This is a genomic window from Iodobacter arcticus (assembly GCF_042664895.1).
In the GTDB taxonomy this organism is placed as follows: Bacteria; Pseudomonadota; Gammaproteobacteria; order Burkholderiales; family Chitinibacteraceae; genus Iodobacter; species Iodobacter arcticus.
The window spans coordinates 75,132-95,277 of sequence record NZ_JBHTBQ010000027.1 but is presented as its reverse complement, the minus strand read 5'-3'; the positions used below and the strand labels follow the sequence as shown (position 1 = coordinate 95,277).

The following is a 20,146-nucleotide window of genomic DNA, read 5'->3' as shown; positions in this document are numbered from 1 at the left end:
TAAAATAATGACTTGAGAAAAACGAAACTATATGGCTAATATTTTTATGGGGAAGCTAGTGCGTAAGGTAGCAATAAGTTTGATGTTTAGTGTGTTAGCGGGAGGTGTTTCCGCAGATACAGTTCAATATGACTATGATGCAGGGAGTCGTTTGCAACAGGTTGTTCGATCTGCTGGGGATTTGGCAAACTATACTTATGATGATGCTGGTAGTCTTTTATCTGTTAAATCAGGCACTGTTGCTAATAGCTTATCTTTAAACTATTTGGAGCCAAGTCAAGCGCCAATTGGTAATGTTATTACTATTCAAGGATCAGGATTTAGCTCTGTTGCTGCTCAAAATTCAGTGATATTCAATGGGGTATCTGCGCTTGTTCAGGCTGCAAGCAATCGCTTTCTAACTGTTGTTGTGCCTGTGGGGGCAACAACAGGTAAAGTGAAGGTTAGTAATCAAAATGGCTCAGTTATAAGTCGTAATGATTTCATTGTAGGCCCATTAGAAGGGCCGAAGATTAGTGGTTTCACACCTTCGCGAGCAGCTGCTAAGTCTAATGTGACGATTAATGGGGCTAATTTTTCTGGATTGGCAATTGGTAATACTGTGCGTTTTAATAATTCGATTGCTGCAGTGCAATCAGCTTCAAGCTCTGCGCTAATTGTTAATGTACCTAATAAAGCAACATCGGGACCTATTTCGGTGACCACTTCTAAAGGAAGCCACATTAGTGTGGATGACTTTTTTATACTTCCTGATGGCCTTTCGAATGATGCACTAGCTATAACTGAACGTATTGTTAGTGATATAGCTAAAAATATTACATTAACCAGTAGCAAGAAAATAGCATTACTAACCTTTAAAGCTAATGCAGGTGAATTATACACACTAGGAATTAGTAAAGTAACGCAAGGGCCAATTTCGGTTCGCATAAATAGGCCGGATGGAACTGTATTAGTTTTAAATAATACAATTTCTGAAGCAGGTGCTTTGCAATTGCCTTCATTGCCAGAATCTGGAGTCTATTCAATAGTTATTGATAGTTTAGGAAAAAACAGTAGTTTAACAATTAATTTAGTAAGCCCATTAAAGGGCCTGTTAGATATAGATGCCCCTGCTCAAACATTTAATGCTGATCCAGCAGGGCGTCGTGCCGTGTATGAGTTTCGTGGGCAAGCGGGAACAATAGTTGAAATTGCTCTAGAAAATGTGATGAAATTTTCTGGCAAAGTAAAAGTATCTTTATTGGCGCCAGATGGCTCTACTATACAAAGCAAGGAAATGCTGGAAGCTGAAAGTTGGAGTTTCAAGCCCGAGTTAAACATAAGTGGGGTATATAGGATTTTAATTAATCCTTTGACGACTAGTAATGGAGCTGTTTCTGTTCAACTGAAAAGTGCGGGTGATGCGGATTTAATTGCAGATGGAAATGAGAAGAAAATTGATTTGGCAGCAGGTGGAAAAAAACTATCGTTTTTTGCTGCTAAAGGATCTACATTATCTCTTCGTATCAGCAAAACATCTGGTTTTATTCAAAAAATTAGCTTGATTATGCCAAATGGTCAAAAGTATGATTTAAATCAACAAGGAAATGAGAAGTTTTGGTTTGATTTACCAGTGATCAAACAAGGTGGAAAATATAGCTTGGAATTCATTAATTCTATTCCATCTTCTGCTTCAGTTAGCATTGTACCGGCTATAAAAAAAACATTAGTTGTTGATGGTGCTGTTGTTAAAGTGAGTAGTCGTGTTTTGGGCCAAAGTGCTTCATTTCAGTTTGATGGAAAATTTGGGCAATTTCTTAGCTTCTCACAGTTAAATGCTAGTACATCAAACTTTGCACAACAAATTTCAGTTTATAAGCCCGATGGTGAATTATTGCTGGATAATGCTTCAGTAATTAACTCTTTACCTGCTAATGGTATTTACACGGCAATTTTAAGTCCTCCAGCCATATTTGAGCCTTTGGGTGAAAGGCAATTGAGGGCAAGTTCGCAGTTGGTAACTGCTCAATTAAAGCAAGATACTGATATTCCATTGGAAGTGCAGACCAATGTGCTTGGTCAAGCGGTGAAGTTGACCTTTTCAGGAGTGGAAGGCCAGCAGTTGGTTTTTGGTGCTCAGTTAAATTGGAATGTAAATAACTCGCCTAATATTAACTACCAAGGAGAGCTTGCTCAAATTTATGTAAATAGTCTGGATTCTGGCAAACAAATAGCGATAAACAGTATTGGTTATTCTTTAGCAGGAAATAGTCGCATCTCCCAGAACTCATTTGGTTATAAATTTACGCTGCCAAAAACAGGGGTGTATATTATTTATGTACTTCCTAGTTTACGATTTTCTACAGAAAGCTTGTATTCGACTAAAGCAAATTTTTGGCTTTCTTCAGCACCAATTACGTCTAAAGAAATTGCAGCCGTAGATGGTGGTCCTGTTAGTGTGAAAGTAAACCGGGCAGGGGCTGATGTAATAATCCCTTTTACAAGGGATTCAACTAAATTTTCAAGGCACGTAGGGCCAGTTTTATATATAGAAACTACAGGCTCTATTGGTGAGGGTATAACAAATGCGCCATCGCCGTTACTCCCTGAGGGCTGGAGTTCTACTGGGGTTGGTTTTTCTTATGATGTTATTGGACCTGATGGCTCGCTAATTATTCCACGTACAGCTAGTTTAACGCATCATGAAGCGGTTGATACTAAGGCCTCAAATATGACGGGGGTGTATTTATTAAGGGTTTATCAAAGCAGTGCAGGATTGGGAGAGGTAAAGCTTTCTGTAATAGATCCAGCTACATATTTATTGGTCGGAGGAGATAAAAATTACCGTGCCTCTGTTAATTTTCCAGGGCAGACAGTTGAATTAAAGGTAATGACACAAAAAAATATTGAACATGTGGTTGATATTAGCTCTGGTAATTTAGTATCAGATATTAAAGTAGTTGGCTCTGATGGAAAGGTCACTTCATATGGCCCTTATAATCCTAAGGTAAGATCTGCATCTATTGTTTTACCAATGAAGGATTATGATGGGATGAGTACCATTTATATTCAGCATAAAAATCATTTAGGGACTAATCCTGTTTATATTGAAGTACAGGGTGGAGAGCCGATGGCAACGATGGGCCCAATCGAGACTATAACTATTAATAAGCCAGGTGTGAGGTTTTTTGATAAAATTGGTTTTTATGGATTTGCGGGTATGGTGATTAAGATCGATGAAGTCATTTCTAATCCAAAAATAAATTTAGAATTGAAAGTGCTTGCACCAGATGGATCGTGGCTAATACGTTCAGGTAAAACAGTAACGTTACCAATGGATGGGCGCTATGTAATTCTGTTGCAGAGCATGAGTCCTCAAAATATAGCTGATGGCTCAGTTAGCATCACAAATACAATGCCAAATATTATTGATATAAATGGTGTGGCAAAAGATATAGATCTTCGCCCTGATGCTAAACAGGCTAATTTGTACTTTTCCGGGCAACAAGGTCAGCAGCTTAGTTTTGCACTGGATTATGCATTGTATAGTGCAAGGGATTATGTACCACAAGGCGGTGTAATGAATATATATGGCCCTGATGGGCAGTCACTATTCTCTGCACCATGGACAGTACAAACAAAAATGAGTGATGGTTATACGCGTTTTATAGCAAATGCCTTATGGCAATTACCTGCTTTACCTGCGAGTGGTAACTATAAGGTTAACCTTAAAAAAAATAATACAGCAGTGCTGTATGCCAATATTGGGACCGCTTACTCTCCAGATTCATTTAAATTAAATTTAACTGCCCCGCAGACTGTTTCATTAGCTTCTTCGGCAACACCATCTACGCTATTTTTACAAAATGGACAGAGCGGAGTTTGGTCATTTTCAGGTACTGCGGGTCAAAAAAACCTTCAATTAAGCTGGACTACAAGTGAGCTTACACAGCCAGGAAAACTTACTGTTCTGGTACCTAGTGGGGCTGTGTTGTATGGCGGGCTGTTAACTGCGTCAAATACCGTGATGCTACCTGTATTGCAAGAGTCAGGTATTTATCAGGTTAAAGCTGTGCCTGCGACGGCTGATGCTTTAACTGTAAATATGTCATTAAAAGGGTTGACTGAGCAGGATATTGCAAAGCAAATCATGCCGATTTTGATGCTGTTGTTAGAAGATTAATTAAATTTCATATGTAATTTATTCAGGCTGGTATTTACCAGCCTGCCTGTATCGACTCTTGTAAGAATAAAAATGAACTCACCCTTCTTATCTTTACACAAGCTCTTGGCTGGCTTGTTGATTGGCTTTTCTGCGTGCTCAGCAAGCGCTGATGTGCGGCTTACCATGCCTGGCGGGGATATATTATCCAGCTCAGGTAAAGAGTTTCAGTTGCGTTTATCGGGGCAGCAGCAGAGTAAAACGCTTGCCCTTGAATTGCCTTTGGCGCGCACGGGTCATAGCCTGACGGTATTACCTTCAGGGCTTGTGTGGGTGCATGGCGGAGCCGACGAGCAGGGGCGATTGATTGAGCAGGATGTATTGCTGAATATTGCAACGGGCACGATAACATCACTGGCAGATAGCAAGTTATTGGCTCGTCGCGGGCATACAGCGACTGTGCTTATGGATGGGAAGGTATTGATTGCCGGGGGCTCGGATGCCAAAGGCAAGATGAGTGGCGTGGCAGAGATCTGGGATCCTGTCGGCAATACCACTATTACTTTGGCGGCTAAGCCACAAGCACGTCTTGGTGGGGTAGCTCAATGGCAGGCTGATGGCCGTATTTTGCTATCGGGGGGCAAAAACGCGAAGGGTGAGTCTGCTCTTTCAGAGCTTTTTAATCCACTAAGCCAAACTTTTAGTACGCAAGCAGATCTTTCCGTAGCTGCTTCTTCCGCACCCAAGGTTGCTTTTACAAACCCTGCTGAAGGCAGTTTAGGCGTGCCAGTACAGCCACAGATTGCCTTGCTGTTTAATAAGCATTTTGATAGTGCCAGCATCAGCGTAAAGACAGTCACATTATGGGGTGTTGATGGTGTTATCCCATTAAAAGTGACGGCGGCAGAAAATGGCATGCTGGCATTTATCCGCCCAAGCCGTGCTTTACTGCCGGGGCAACGCTACACCTTGTTTGTAAGCGGAGCTCAGGATACAAATCAAGCCCCTCTGGAGTTGTTTTCTTTATCGTTTGATACCGCATTACTTAATGGCGAAAAGAATAAGCCTGAATCTGCAGAGTTAGCCGCGAATAAGCTAACAGGCCTGTCTGTAAATCAGCCAGCGATTAATGCTGCGCCTCGTTCTGCTTTTAATGATCAGGATGATGAAAGCTGGATACCTAATTCTAAAAACTATTTTGGCGCTTGGCGCAGCACACGTCAGCCTGCCAGTGACGTGTTGCAAAAAAGAATGGCTTTGTTCTCGTACCGGGCCAAAGCAGGCTTGCTTAAGCCTGCCGCACCAGAAAGCACTGAGCGGATGATGCTTCGCTCGGCTGGTGTACAAATGAGAGCAAGCTCGCAAACCAGCGTATCGGGCACTGTCTTACGCTTAAATGGTAAGCCTTTGGCTGATGTAAAAATCACTGTGGGTGGTGTTAGCGGTAAAACGAATGAGGAAGGCCGTTTCACCTTGAATGGCGTGTTGCCAGGTACTCAGGAAATTGTAGTAGATGCCACACAGGCAGGCGGCCAGCCTGGGCGCTATGGTCAGTTCGTTTTGGTGGAGCCACTTGCAGATGGTAAGGCCAATGAACTTACGCATATGGTGTGGATGCCAAAAATTGATCAAAGCAATATGGTCACGATTTCATCACCCACTACGCAGGAAGTAGTGCTTAAGCATCCAGCCATGCCAGGGCTGGAGGTGCGTATTCCTAAAGGGATGGTGATTAGAGATCGTGAAGGCCAGATTGTGACCCGTGTGGGTCTCACGCCTATGCCTATTGATACTGCACCTTTTGCTACGCCAGGTAATTTCCCCGTTTATTTTACGGTGCAGCCAGGTGGTGCTTTTTTGCAGCAGATTACGGCAGGCGGTGAGCTGGGAGCCAGAGTCATTTATCCCAATTACAGTGGATTAAAATCCGGCGAAAAAGTAGATGTATGGAATTACAGCAGCGCCCGTGGGGGATGGCATGTTTACGGTAATGCCACGGTTAGCAGCGATGCCAAGCAAATTGTTCCGGCCCAAGGCGTCGTATTAAATGATTTTATGGGCTACGGTTTTAGTACCCCAGAGCCTGCATTGCCAGGGCCTTTAGATCCGCCTGATAGTCCTTCATGTGAGGCCGATCCTATTACATGCCATGATGGTGCGTTTTTGCACAATCAGACAGATATGGCTGTGCAAGATATTGTGCCTTTGTCTGTTTCTCGCAGCTATCACAGTATATTGGCGCAGAATCAGCGCCTGCAAAATACAAAAAAAGTACTGCCTTTTGGTTTAGGTATGTCGTTTCCTTATGGCTTACGGGTAAATGTGCCTGGCAATAGTACAAATAAGCTTTATTTAGAAACAGCGAGTGGTGCGGTATATACCTTTTACAGTGCTGAAAAAGATGCAATGACTGCTGTTTATAAGCACACAGCAACAAATGGCTCATTGCGAAATGCCACAATTAGCCATTTTAATGATAATTGGCGCCTAGTTTTACCTGGTGGCAGTCTGTATGTGTTTTCTGCACATGGCAATAGCACAAGTAGTGGCTATGCTCCTTGGGGATATGCAATTTATATGCAGGATCCCCAAGGGAATACCGTTAATTTTTCATATACCGGTAATAATCTGACTCAAATCATCAGCCCATCAGGCCGTTGGATTAATTTTACCTATGATAAAAACGGCCATATTAAATCAGCTTCTGACATGCTTAATCGCACGGTGGAGTATGTTTATGAATCAGAAGATTTATATCCTGGCCGCCCGGAGCTAATCCGCCTGAAGGCTGTTAATTACCCAGATAATACTTCCGAGCAATACCTGTATAACGCCAATCTGGCTGTAGTAGGTATTGAAGGTGTTATTAATCGTCTTGGTAATACCATGATGAGTAATAAGTATGAGCAGGTAACAGACAGGGCCGCGCGGATTACTCAGCAGACATTAACCAATGGTGCTCTGTTTGAGTTTAATTATGAGCTGGATGGTAATAAGGTCAAAAAAACGCTTATTAATAAGCCACGTAAATTTAATGGCCTTAATGATGCAGGCAACTTTAAAAGAGTCGTTACGTTTGATGCTTATGGCCGCACTCTGACAGAGAGCATTGCAGATTCAAGCGATATTAATCAAACCACCCGTTTTGATTACGAGACAGCCAGCGGCAGGCGCTATCAGATTACCGATGCTGCCGGGCGTATTACCCGTTATGGCTATGATGAGCAAGGCAATACCAGCAGCATTACCCGGATGTTTGGAACAGCAGAAGCAAATACCACCGTGCTGCGCTATGACCCGCGTGGGGGCAAAGATCCGCGTTTTGCCGGATTGCCCGCCGCAATCTGGAATGAGGCCCGCCCTGCGAGCGTAACGCAGTATGCTTACAATGATCAGGCTCAACTGGAAACCATCACCAGTGCCCAGGGTAAGCAAACCATTCTGACTTATACAGCGCAGGGGCAGCTGCAAACAGTAACAAACCCGCTTAAGCAAACAACCCGCTACGATTATCGCCTGGGGGATTTGTATTCTGTCAGTGATGCTTACGGCAATACTACGGTGTACGAAACCGATGCCCAAGGCCGTGTTTTGGCTAATCGTGATGCTTTAGGGCATTCCACATTTTATGAATATGACAGCAACGATTATCCGCAAAAAGTAACCGATGCAAATGGCTTGCCTACCAGTACAAAATACGATGCATTAGGCAATTTGCGCTTATTAACAGATGCCCGAAATAATCAATTTATTTGGGATTATGATTTTATTAAGGATGTTTATACCCGCACGGATAGAGACAATCTGCAAGATATTTATCGCTACGATACACACGGCAATTTGCGCAGCGTCACTGATCGGGCCAAGCGCACCACCAGCATGACTTACGATGCACTTAATCGTGCAGTCACAAGCGCTTACCCAGATGCCGAGCTGGCTTATGCCTACGATGCACAGAAAAATACGCTGCAAATGGTCAGTGAGCAATTGCCGGGGCAAGCCTTACGCCAGTATCGTTTTACTTGGGATAACTTTGATCGGCTTAAAAGCGAAACCAATGCACAAGGTGTGCTGGGCTATGAATATGATGGTTTGTCCCGCCGAAACCAGCTAACGATCGCAGCCTTAGGCCAGTCAAAGCGCAGCTTAAATTATGAATATGACGATGATGGTCGTTTGTACTCAATCGCAGAAAATGGCGAGGCAGTGCAATACCAATACAATGATGCGGGCCGTCTGGCTGGGCTAAACCTGCCTAAGGGATTATCAATTGCCTATGACTGGTATGACAATGGTGATCTGAAGCGGATTGAATATAAAAGCACTAATAACCTGCTGGGCGATATTAATTACCAGTACGATAAAGCGGGGCGCCGTACAGAGCAACGCGGCAGCTGGGCCAGACAATTATTGCCCACACCTATGGAAGCAGAAACAGATCGGGCAGACCGTTTAAAAAAATTCAATGGTCAAGAGCTTGAATATGATTTGCTGGGTAATTTAAGCAAGCAAGGCGGGCAGAGTTATATCTGGGATAGCCGCAATCGCCTCGTGCAAATCAACAATGCCAATGGTCCTGTTGCACGCTTTGATTACGACGCTTTTGGCCGCCGCATTGCTAAAACCATTGCAGGCAATAGCACCCAGTATTTATACGATGGTGGCAATGCTGTTAGCGAGCTAGGCAGCAACCCAGCGCAGATGCTGGTTGGGCCGGGCCTAGATAGCTGGCTGGCAAGAACAGACAGCCAGGGCCGCCGCTGGATGATGCCAGATGCGCTGGGCAGCATACTGGCGCTGGTGGATGATGCCGCTAATGTAAAAACACAATACAGCTACGAAGCCTACGGCGAAACCCAAGCCAGTGGCGAAGTAAGCAGCAATCCTTACCAATATACCGGCCGGGAAAACGACGGCAACGGCATGTATTATTATCGTGCCCGCTATTACAATCCACTGATGAAACGCTTTATTAGCCAAGACCCTATTGGGGTAATGGGGGGCGTGAATTTATATGGGTATGTTGGGGGGAATCCGGTTAATTATGCAGATCCGACAGGGTTATTCGCGATAATTATAAGGAGACCTGGTGGTGTTCCTGGTTTTATGGGCCCTTCTCCATCAAGCAGTGATGAAGAACTGCTAATCCCTCCTAAGCCTTTTTCAGAAAGACTGAAGGGCTGGTGTAACGACAATCTTTCTCCGGGTGGTGCGATTGAAGGTGCGAAGAATATTTGGGATATTATTTCTTCGAAGCCACCTGAAGATGCACATGATCCTCAAGGTGCTAAGGCTCCAGGTAAGCCAGGAAAAGATGAAGGGTTTTCCGACCCTAAAGGTGGTGAGGATTGGGTTAAAAATCCTAATGGAAGAGGGAGTGGCTGGAGAGATGCGAAAGGGAATGTCTGGGTGCCAACGGGGCCCGAAACGCCTGGTCGTGGTGATGCTCATGGTGGCCCTCATTGGGATGTACAAAAGCCTAAAGGAGGTTACATAAATGTTTATCCAGGAGGGAAACAGCGTTGATTCGACCCAAAATTGTAGAGCTTAAGGCTTACGAAATTACTTACTTTTCGCAATATGATGAAGAGGCTTTTTTTGAATGGCTTACAAAAATAGTTTGTGTTGAAAGTTATGTTGGTAGAGGGAATATATTATTTATAAAGGTTAATTATGATGTTCTTGATGAGGATGGATTACGTGATCTTGTAGCACTTTTTTACCGTTACAATTTAGATATGCATCAATTAAAGTTATTTGATCATGAGAGGTTTTCTGAGTGGTTTAGGGATCCAAAAAAATATTGGTTTAATGAGGTGTTTGGTTGAATTGGTTGAGCCCTGTAGGGCGGGTTAGTTTTATCAACCCGCCCTAACGCCCATCAAGCAGGCTGCCTTTATTAATTACCATCCCGACTGTGATGAATATCGAATTTAGAGCGTGACAGATGGCTGGAAACGATTTGACAAAAAAGGTCGTAGAACAGGGACGTGGAATGCAGACCTTACAGATCGACTAAAGGATTAAAAGTGAAAATAAATTTTAATTTAAAGATATCAAGTGAACCAATGCTGATAGATGGGGAGAGCATGTTGAAATCGTCAATTGAAATAGGCGATTTTGATGAGAGTTTTTTTGTCCTCTTACATACTGGAATCGCTCCAATTATGTAGATCAATGGCGAGAGGGCTTGATGCGACTGTTACATGGAAAACTAAAATCTGCAATTGTTGTAGAGATGTATCAGCCTGATCTAGCTAATTATGTCAATTGGTGGGTTTTTTATCGTGTAAATCAACAGGTTTATATTCAAAATCATTTTCTATTTATGGATGAAATTGGTGATGAATTCTTAGAGAAGAAATTGTATGACTATATTCCAGATAGAGAGACTGAAACTGAGGATGGGGAGCGCATATCTGAGTGGAGTATTGAATTGAATGATATCGAATATTTTTGTCAAAAAATACTTTTTAAAAGTTGAGTTATATTTTAGCCTTGTAGGGCGGGTTGGTTTTATTAACCCGCCCTAACGCCTATCAAGCAGGCTGCCTTTATTAATTACCACCCCGGCAGTGATAAATATCGAATTTAGAGCTCGTGTTTTACTGGCAGCGCAGAATGTTTTGCTTGGGGCCATTGGCAATAATATTCGTGCCGTGATAGGTCATTTAACGACTACACGCATTAAATTAATAGTGGTTTTTGGTGGAGTGATAAGGGATATAGCTTTTGTGTCTATGAGGTGAGGTTGAGACAGAATGAATGTCTCACTTCCCTGTGTATATAACGACAGAACGTATTCAGATTGATCTGCCTAAGAAAATGAATTGCATGGCACTGATATGTTCAGGCGCAGAGAGGATGGATGTTAATGTTTAAATGGCTTCAAAAATTAGCACTAATCACTTTATTGCTTTCGGCATCAAATGCTTATGCATTTTATTATTGTTATGGAAAAATAACGGGTTTGGTCACTCGTACTTTCGCATAGATTGTTTTTCGATCTCTATTAAAAATAATGAAGGCTATTAATATGTTGCGTGCTTTTCTATCTTTAATTTTAATACTTATTGCCCCTGCTGGATTTGCGGCGATAGAGTCATCCACTACTTTGGCCCCAACAGATGTGATTTCTTTTCGTTCACATTCTGTTCGTCACACTTTTCCTTTAGTTCACAATATGCATATGCTCTGGGCTAATGGATTAGCTGCAGGCAGTACCAGCGTCTATTTATATGCTTCTGATGATCCGTTTTTATACGCAACTACTTTAAAAGCGGTTACATCGCGTGAAAAAATGCTGGTGATTTATGATACTGATCCAGCCACCCGTGGCCCTTGGGGCGATGCAAGTTCTAGTATGTTAACGTCTATAACTATACTTAAGTAGCTCTTTGGTCATTCTGAATATAAAAGAAACCGACTATTCTGTCTGATTTATTTGTATTTCCTTGATGTTTTATCTGCACTACTTGTGCAGAGATGACTTCAGATATTAAATTTCAATATTGTCATTTAAATTAAATGGATCAGGCATGAGTGATACTTTATTTTTAAAGGTTTTATTGATTTTTTTATGCTTTGTTTATTTTGAATTAGGTTAGCTAAGTATGCTAAAGGAGTGATTGTGTATTTGTCATTTTTTGTAAGGTTTTTTGTTTTTTTGAGCATTGCACTACAAACAAACACCCTATACGCAGGGTATTTTCCAAATAAATCTATTTCATTAATTAGAAGTGATGCACGGCCATGTACATTATTTATGCTGGAAGGGGTTACTTCGGCAGATACGGCAACATCTGGGTCCCCTTGGTTCGCTTTAAAAAAATCTCAGCCAGCGTATAAGGAAAATTTGACTTTATTAATGAGTGCAAAGCTAACTAATAAAACAGTGCATATCACAACAAGCGATGCCTTGGTGGCAGAGTGCGGGCATATCGAGGCTGTCGTTGTAGAACTTATATAATCAGGAAAATAGACAATGAAATATAAATTAATTTTTTCATCCACGCTTTGTTCATATCTAGTGTTTGCTCCTGTGTTTGCTCAGCAGCAAATGGCTGATAATGTAACCATTAATTCTCTATCTGTGAATGGCGGATTGGATAGCCCTAATCAGGGTACAACATGCGTGACAGTGTCTGCCGGGGCGCAGATGTGCCCGGGTGGATATGTAGCCATTCCAAATAACAATAAACAACTGATTGCTGCTGCACTTGCTGCAAAAGCAAGCGGAAGTAAAGTGTGGCTTTATTTTGAAGATGCCTCAGTTTCTTATCATTGCCCTGGCAAAGTATTCACGCCTTGCGGTGTAAATAGCATTGAGGTTAAGTAAATGATGGCTTTAATTTATAGAATGGTTTTTTGTGGTTTTGCAGCGTTTTTTTTGACGATATCAATGAATGCGGATGCTGCGGGAGGATCTCAAACTGGACTTTCAATTAAGAAAATACGAGTAGTTGGGGATTATCAAGGGGAAATGTATGATAACTCTATTGAGCTTTGGGTCTCTCCTAATTTAAGTTTGCCAAGCCACTTGAAATGTACTTCACCAACGATTGTGTATATTGATGCCAAGAATAAACACCTTATAGCCGCAGCGTACCTTGCGTTTTCAATGGGGAAGAAAATTGATATTTACGTTGACGATGTATTACCAATCAGAGGCATGTCGTGTGAAGTGTCGTACTTGGATATATCTGATCAATAGATATGTATAGCCTTTAGAGTGGGCTCTTGATTTTAGAGCTCACTCTAAAGTAGAAATGATTCCAAAGTATCAATTGGTTTATTGCGCTATTGCTCCCCATACCAAGCTGCATCTGCCATGAAATGCAGTGTATGCAGGATCGTCCGTAATTCTAAGGTGAACGGGCTGCTTTGTGCTTTGGGCTAGCAATAGTAACGAGTAAAGGCGTTTATCTGCATCTGTACTTTTCAAGGTTGTAATGTATGTATTATTACAATTAAGGCCCTGCGGAACAACAAAACTATCTTTGATTTGAATCTCAAGATTCCCGGCAGAATGCCCGCCTGAAGCTAGAGCAATAACAATTACTTTTTCAAGGTAAACAGGGCCAATGTCTCCTTGTGCTGCGAATAAACTTCCACTTGAAAGTAAAATAAACAGCGTTGTAATGAGTTTAATAGAGTATTTCATAGAGATTGGGCTTTAAAAGTGTTTATGGATTAATTCTGGCTATTGTATTGAAAAATATAACTACAGTCTGCTTGTTATTGAATTTGTTGCATTCATATTAGGTATCGCTTCAATCTAGCGTGTATCGCCTAAAGCACAGCATAAAAATATCGCTTGCCAATCCGATTGTGTTGCAAAATGTCAACGGCATAGTCTTGTTTGAAACAATCTGGTACTTCTGTAATAACAATCACTTAGCTATTTTTTTGCCCTGTTCAGGTGCAGTTTTTGGCTGCTTTCTTTGCGCTTCCTTACATTATATTTCCCCTGTTGCCCTACGCTGCATTAGGATTTTAAATCACTGCTTGCAGTGCTTGTCATGATTAGGGCTGGAATTTTGCCCATCAATCCTCAGCGCATCAGTCAACTACGGGACTGTCTATGAAGCAAAAAACTCTGGCAACGGCGGTTAGCCTTGCCCTCTCTCTGCTTGTTCTTGATGCTTACAGTGCCACGCCGGTTCAGGATCGTTATTACCCGCTTACTCCGGGTGATCCTTTGCTTAGCCAGCAATGGTTTTTGCAAAATACGGGGCAGAATGCGTTTTCTAAATCGGGTGGTGTGCCCGGCATGGATTTGAATTTAGATTTCACTACTCAGCGCGGTATTCGTGGTGTTGGGGTGACGATTGCGGTGATTGATGATGGTCTGGAAATTAAGCACCCGGATCTGGCCGCTAATATTAAGCGTGGCTCTAAGAATTTTGTAACGGGATCGGACGATCCTAGCCCAGATAGCCCGCACAATGCACACGGTACTGCTGTGGCAGGGATTGCAGCAGCGGTGGGTTTTAATGGCATTGGTGGCCGGGGTGTTGCACCTAAAGCGGGCTTAAAAGGCTATAACTGGCTGCTGAATCAGTCATTCGAGGGCTTTTTGCACTCGCATGGCAAGCTGCCGGGCGATCCGCCATTGCAGGCGCATACTGATTCGCGGGTATTTAATCAGAGCTATGGCTCGCCTTCGCTTGCATCCAATAATGGCGATGTAGTCAGCAATTTGCAGCTGCAATTAGAAGAGCAGGTGTATGAAGAAGTAACGCGTCATAGCCACTGGGGCCGTGGTGCTTGGTTTGTAAAATCTGCGGGTAATGATTATCAAGCGGTGAGCGTGTCTTTAGATGATGGCTCGCCCGCTTATCTGCTGCCTTTTGTGCGTGGCAATGATGGCTTGCCAATGCAGGATGCCGGCCTTGATCCTACTAATTCTAATTACTGGAATATCGTTGTTTCTGCCATGAATGCTAGCGGCGTGCGCTCGTCCTATTCCACGGTTGGGGCGAGTGTTTTGCTGACGGCTCCGGGGGGCGAATATGGTACGGATTCTCCTGCCATGGTCACCACCGATCTGACAAGCTGCGAAAGTGGCTGGAATATCAAAGGCGATAGCAGCACAACGTTGCATGGCGGCAATGCGATTGATCCAAATTGCAATTACACCTCGCGCATGAATGGCACATCGTCTGCGGCACCGGCTACATCGGGCGCACTGGCCTTGGTGGCATCGGCCAACCCGGCGTTAAACTGGCGTGATATTCGCCATATTCTGATTAAAACCGCGCGTAAAGTAGATGCTAGTCAGCCGGGTGTGCAGTTGAGCTTTAATGGCAAGGATGGGGCCGCCCAAAAGTATCTGGCGATTCCGGGCTGGCAAAAAAATGCGGCGGGTTATTCATTCCATAATTTCTATGGTTTTGGCCTGATTGATGTGGATCGCGCAGTAGAAGCGGCCTTGTCTTATGCTCGCCCCTTGCCTGCGCTTGAAATCAGCGACTGGAAGCAGATTGATGCAAATGTCAGCATCCCGGATGCCAGTGTAAAGGGGGCAGAAAGCAGCTATCAGCAGTATGAAAATTCGACAGTTGAAGCGGTGCAAGTGCGCTTGAATATCGATCACGAGCGGGCTAAAGATTTGTCGGTGGAGCTGATTTCGCCATCGGGCACACGCAGTGTGATTTTATCTGCGCGTACCGGCTTGGTGCTGGAATCCAAAGGCTTTACCGAGCAAAGGCTTTTATCTCATCACTTCTACGGTGAAAAGGCGAAGGGGCAATGGAAGCTGCGCGTGATTGATACCAATGGTGCTAATGCACCATATAACGTGCTGATCCCTAACCCGCGTAGTGTTGAAACGGTAGATCAAGTTAATAACAGCCAGGATGGTTTCTTAAAATCGTGGTCCATCCGCTTTATCGGGCATAAATAAGGAGCCGAATATGAATCGTTATTCAATCATCTTGCTATCTGCACTGTGCACAGCCAATGTGGCTGCAATTGCCGCACCTTCTGTTTTGCTGCCACCTGTAAGTGGGGAAGCGGTGCAAGTGAATGGCAAAACGTATTTTAAGCAGGGCAATACAGCGTCTGCGCCAGCGGCTTCGCTCGCTTCTGAGCCACAGATTATGCGCCGGATGGCGGCAGAGCCAGAAGCAGGGCTGTATGCGGGCGATGTGCTGGGCTCTGCGCAGGAGCGCTTGCCTGCTACGGTGAGTGGCGCAGTTTTATTGCAGCTGAAAAACACGGTGGATGAGCAGGCGCTTGTCAGCCAGTACGGCTTGAGCGTTAAATTTCGCACTCAATCCGTATTATTGCTGCAAGCTGCACCAGGGGCAGAGCTATTGCAATTGCTGGCCCAGCTGCAAGCTGATCAGCGTGTGAGCCGCGCAGAGCTGGAGTTAGTACGTAATAAAGCGCTTACTCAGTAAGCTGGTTGCCGCCTCAGCGGCAATCGCTGGGGCGGCTATTTATAGTGGACAAAGCTTATCGTCATGAGTATGTCATCGTAGTTGGCTAGATTGGGCTACCTTTCATTTTCGATACCCTATCTATGTTGCCTATTAAATTAACAACGCTGTCTACCGCTACATTATTTGCTATCGCACTGGGCCTTACAGCATGCGGTGGCGATGATGCCGATCCATTGCCAGTGATTACGCAAGCAGTGGCAACCCCTCTTCCGGCCAAGTTAGTGATTGGCCATCGCGGCGCATCGGCTTTGCGGCCAGAGCATACGCTTGCGGCTTATACCAAGGCGATTGAAGCGGGCGCTGATGTGATCGAGCCTGATTTGGTGAGCACTAAAGATGGCGTATTAGTCGCAAGGCATGAGAACGAAATCTCCGGCACCACCAATGTGGCAGATAAGCCCGAGTTTGCTGCTCGCAAAAAAACCAAAAAAATTGATAATGTAGATTACACCGGCTGGTTTACCGAAGACTTTACTTTAGCCGAGCTAAAAACACTGCGAGCCAAAGAGCGTATTCCGGCTAATCGACCGGAAAACACCAAATACGATGGGCAATTTGAAATACCTACATTGCAAGAAGTGATTGATCTGGCGAAAGCCAAGACTAAAGAAACTGGCCGCACGATTGGCATTTACCCTGAAACCAAGCACCCTAGTTATTTTAAGTCGATTAGCCTTCCGCTTGAAAAACGCTTGGTGGACATGCTGCACGCCAATGGCTATAAGGGCAAAACTGCGCCGGTGTTTATTCAGTCTTTTGAAGTGAGCAATCTGAAAGAAATTCGCACACTGACTGATCTGCCGATTGTTCAGCTTTTGTCAGCCGCTGGCCAGCCTGAAGACTTTCGCTTAGCAGGGGATAAGCGCAGCTATGCTGATATTGCCACTGCTGCAGGTCTAAAAGAAGTTGCCACTTACGCTAATGGCGTCGGCCCATCTAAAGACATGATTATCCCGCGTGATGCGAATAATAATTTGGGCGTACCAACAAGCTTGGTGAAAGATGCGCATGCTGCCAATTTAGTCTTGCATCCTTATACCTTCCGCCCGGAAAACCCATTTTTGCCGGCTAATTTGCGCAAAGGTGATGTTAAATCGCTGAGCGAGCGCGGCGATTTGGCAGCAGAGCTTACGGTCTTTCTGCAAGCAGGGATTGATGGTTTCTTTACCGATGATCCATCAATTGGCCGTGCGGCATTAGATGCTTATTTAGGCAAAAAATAATCTAAGCGTTAAGGCGCCATTTAATGAGGCAGATTACAAAAGTATAAATCATTTCTTGAACCGGCAAATAAAAAAGGCATCACCGAGAGGTGCTGCCTTTTTTATTAAACAATTCTAGCAAAATAAATGGGCAATCTGTAATGCATTTTTAAGTGGCATTGTAATTACATAAGAATGATTTTTATATTACAATATGCTAATATTCATGCTGTTCAAGGATTTTCAATGCTTCGTGCTGTCTTTTTAAGTTTATGCCTGATATTTTTTGGCTCTACAGCGATTGCAAAGACCGATGAAATTATCCTTACAGTAAGTGGTAAAGCGGGCTTAGCTCCCGTAATTAAATTAAATGATGTAAGCTTTGCCAAAATACCGCATATCAGCATGACCGTGATGACACCTTGGTATCCCACCCCCCAAAAATTTGAAGGCCCACTGCTTCGTGATGTGCTAAAACTGGCTGGCATAAATGATGGCAATATTAAATTAATTGCACTCAATGATTATGCAATATCAATTCCCGTGAGCGATGCATTGCAATACGATGTGATTTTAGCCCGCAAGCTAAATGGAAAAATCATGTCGGTGCGCGATAAAGGGCCGTTGTTTTTAATTTATCCATTTCATCAGCATAAAGAGCTAATCAGCACGCAATATTTTCGCCGCTGCAGCTGGCAATTAAATAGCATTAAGGCGGAATAATTATGACCCGGTTCAGAATTATTCTAAGCGCAATTTGTATTGTTCTGTTGATGAATTTTAGCTTGATTGTGCATTTTGAATTAGAGCAAAAAAGAGAATTAGACCGGGCTAATCAATTTGGCATGGATAACCAGCTCTGGCAGTTTTTTCAGCTGAGTAATGAATATTATCGTTTACGCGAGGTTGTGCAGTATGGTGATCGGCATCAGCTGGATAATGTGAATTTTCGTTTTGATATTTACTTTAGCCGGATTGATAGTTTTTCAAAAAATGAAATTGAATCTTCGGCTTTATTTAAAGATAAAAAACTACAATTAAAATTACTGATGCCCTTGGTTGATTTTATTCATTATAGTGATAAAAAATTAAACAAAGGTTTTTCTTCTGAAAAAGAATGGTATATCTTTCAAGATGAAATAAAGCAACAGCAAGATGCTGTAAATAATCTGATTCAGGAAGCCAGAACACAGGATGCAAGGGGGATTGATGAGTACCGGGAAAACATTACTCATTGGGGCGAATTGAGAATACTGCTCGCCACCACACAAATCTTGCTGTTAATTATTTTTGCTTCTCTGGGTATTTATGCCTTATGGAAATCAGAACAAAACCGTAAAAAATTAGCTGAGTTGGCAGAAACTCTGGTAGAGGCAAGGCAGCAGGCAGAAATAGCAAATGCAACTAAAAGCCGTTTTTTAGCGCATATCAGCCATGAGATTCGTACACCACTGACTTCTATTTTGGGCTATGCGGATCGCCTACTACATAATAAAAATTTAGCTTCAAACGAAAAACGTGAGGTTGGCTATATTGCAAATAGCGGCACTCATTTATTAAGCCTGCTTAATAATGTTTTAGATTTGTCAAAATCAGAGCAAAATAAAATACTGTTGATTATTGAAACGATTAACTTAAAAATGCTAAAAGTAGAGTTAGAAACCATGTTCAGCATGATGGCGAAGGAAAGAGGCGTCATCTTTAATGTGGTTTTAGCGGCAGATCTTCCTGTTCATTTAAGCCTTGATGCAGGTAAATTGCGGCAGATTCTGATTAATTTATTAGGCAACAGCCTTAAATTTACTCAAAATGGCACAATTACTCTAACGCTTTACGGTGAGTCTTTAAGACATTGTTATTTACTGCACGCTGTGGTGGCTGATAGTGGTTGCGGCATTAAAAAAGAAGATCATCCTCGTATTTTTTCTCCTTTTGAGCAAAGCAAAGAAGGCCAATTAGCGGGCGGAACAGGGCTGGGTTTGTCATTAAGCCGTGATTACGCACGCCTTATGCAAGGCGATATTACTTTTATCAGTGAAGAGGGTAAGGGAAGCGAGTTTATTGTGTCGCTAGAGACGCAGCCTGTTGTGGTTTCTGCCGCTCCTGAGCAGCTTATTCGGCCTAAGCCACAATCTTTACTTGGGCAAACCATTCTGGTGGTTGAAGATGAAATTATTAATCGTGAAATGATCTGCGGTATTTTGCAAGATTTTGGTGCTCATACGATTGAGGCAAAAAATGGTTTAGATGCCATTATGCAAGTGAACCGGTATTCAGGCATTGATAGCATTATCATGGACTATCAAATGCCAGAAATGGATGGAATGACTGCCGCCGGTATTCTACGTGAGCAAAAATGGAAAAAACCTATTTATCTTGTTTCTGCCAGCCCTTTAGAAGAGCTGCAAAAAGCGGCTGGCTTTAGTGCATTTAGTGCGCATTTAAGAAAACCATTTAAAATAAATGAATTGATTAAACTGCTGGGTCACCGTCAGGAGAGTCACTTTAATCTGAATAAAGTGCTGCTTAATCATCATTCGGCCATTAAAGCGCTGGGCTTTAAATTAGACCGCTATTTAGTATTAAGCCAGAAAGGGTTGAATCGGATTGCCGAATTAGAAGTACTTTATCAAACGGCACTCGATCAGCAAGCAGGGCAAGATGCGGTGCGTTATGCACATAGCGCCAAAGGAATTGCCTTGCAAATTGGTGCAGAAACGCTAGGCGAGCATTGGGCCATGCTGGAAGCCCAGCCTAAAAAAAGTGAAGTAATCAAACTAAGCCAGATTCGCCAGGATACGCAGAATGAATTAGAAAAACTGCAATCTATCCCGGCCAATTAATTGGCTTAGCAG

The 20,146-nt window shown here is 43.1% G+C and carries 14 protein-coding genes and 1 pseudogene; 14 read left to right on the top strand and 1 reads right to left on the bottom strand.

Annotation, left to right across the window (positions count from 1 at the left end; translation table 11 throughout):
• Positions 1–31 precede the first annotated feature (31 nt).
• The 9 genes and pseudogenes from ACFQNF_RS13215 to ACFQNF_RS13180 all read left to right on the top strand — a co-directional run bounded on the left by ACFQNF_RS13215 (position 32) and on the right by ACFQNF_RS13180 (position 12,854).
• Positions 32–4,162, top strand: coding sequence for an IPT/TIG domain-containing protein (locus tag ACFQNF_RS13215; protein ID WP_380188417.1), 4,131 nt, complete (start codon positions 32–34; stop codon positions 4,160–4,162).
• A gap of 72 nt (positions 4,163–4,234) precedes the next feature.
• Positions 4,235–9,667, top strand: a complete 5,433-nt coding sequence (locus ACFQNF_RS13210) for a polymorphic toxin type 37 domain-containing protein (protein WP_380188416.1) — start codon at positions 4,235–4,237, stop codon at positions 9,665–9,667.
• Complete coding sequence (locus tag ACFQNF_RS13205) at positions 9,664–9,969, top strand: hypothetical protein (RefSeq protein ID WP_380188415.1); 306 nt, start codon at positions 9,664–9,666, stop codon at positions 9,967–9,969. The genes ACFQNF_RS13210 and ACFQNF_RS13205 overlap by 4 nt, the downstream gene beginning before the upstream one ends.
• A gap of 323 nt (positions 9,970–10,292) precedes the next feature.
• Positions 10,293–10,625 (top strand): annotated as a pseudogene (locus tag ACFQNF_RS13200) (hypothetical protein); the annotation flags it as partial.
• Between the two features lie 91 nt (positions 10,626–10,716).
• A complete protein-coding gene (locus ACFQNF_RS20855; RefSeq protein WP_465262214.1) occupies positions 10,717–10,890 on the top strand; it encodes a MafI2 family immunity protein in 174 nt (57 codons plus the stop codon).
• Between the two features lie 287 nt (positions 10,891–11,177).
• Entirely contained in the window at positions 11,178–11,534 is a 357-nt protein-coding gene (locus tag ACFQNF_RS13195) for a hypothetical protein (protein ID WP_380188414.1), read from the top strand.
• Between the two features lie 237 nt (positions 11,535–11,771).
• Positions 11,772–12,110, top strand: coding sequence for a hypothetical protein (locus ACFQNF_RS13190; RefSeq protein WP_380188413.1), 339 nt, complete (start codon positions 11,772–11,774; stop codon positions 12,108–12,110).
• 15 nt (positions 12,111–12,125) lie between these two features.
• Complete coding sequence (locus ACFQNF_RS13185; protein ID WP_380188412.1) at positions 12,126–12,479, top strand: hypothetical protein; 354 nt, start codon at positions 12,126–12,128, stop codon at positions 12,477–12,479.
• On the top strand, positions 12,480–12,854 hold the full coding sequence (locus tag ACFQNF_RS13180) for a hypothetical protein (protein WP_380188411.1): 375 nt from the start codon (positions 12,480–12,482) through the stop codon (positions 12,852–12,854).
• A 78-nt stretch (positions 12,855–12,932) separates the two neighbouring features.
• Here the strand turns inward: ACFQNF_RS13180 and ACFQNF_RS13175 are convergent, their stop codons facing one another.
• The gene (locus ACFQNF_RS13175) at positions 12,933–13,304 is read right to left on the bottom strand and encodes a hypothetical protein (RefSeq protein WP_380188410.1); all 372 of its coding nucleotides are present in this window, start codon (positions 13,302–13,304) and stop codon (positions 12,933–12,935) included.
• Positions 13,305–13,724: 420 nt separating this feature from the next.
• Between ACFQNF_RS13175 and ACFQNF_RS13170 the strand changes: the two genes are divergently transcribed.
• The 5 genes from ACFQNF_RS13170 to ACFQNF_RS13150 all read left to right on the top strand — a co-directional run bounded on the left by ACFQNF_RS13170 (position 13,725) and on the right by ACFQNF_RS13150 (position 20,134).
• Entirely contained in the window at positions 13,725–15,548 is a 1,824-nt protein-coding gene (locus ACFQNF_RS13170; RefSeq protein WP_380188409.1) for a S8 family serine peptidase, read from the top strand.
• A 10-nt stretch (positions 15,549–15,558) separates the two neighbouring features.
• Positions 15,559–16,047, top strand: coding sequence for a hypothetical protein (locus ACFQNF_RS13165; protein WP_380188408.1), 489 nt, complete (start codon positions 15,559–15,561; stop codon positions 16,045–16,047).
• Between the two features lie 122 nt (positions 16,048–16,169).
• Positions 16,170–17,312, top strand: coding sequence for a glycerophosphodiester phosphodiesterase (locus ACFQNF_RS13160; RefSeq protein ID WP_380188407.1), 1,143 nt, complete (start codon positions 16,170–16,172; stop codon positions 17,310–17,312).
• 225 nt (positions 17,313–17,537) lie between these two features.
• Positions 17,538–18,014: a putative pterin-binding protein gene (locus ACFQNF_RS13155; RefSeq protein ID WP_380188406.1), complete on the top strand. Its 477-nt coding sequence runs from the start codon at positions 17,538–17,540 to the stop codon at positions 18,012–18,014.
• Between the two features lie 2 nt (positions 18,015–18,016).
• Entirely contained in the window at positions 18,017–20,134 is a 2,118-nt protein-coding gene (locus tag ACFQNF_RS13150; RefSeq protein ID WP_380188405.1) for an ATP-binding protein, read from the top strand.
• The last annotated feature ends 12 nt before the right edge of the window (positions 20,135–20,146 follow it).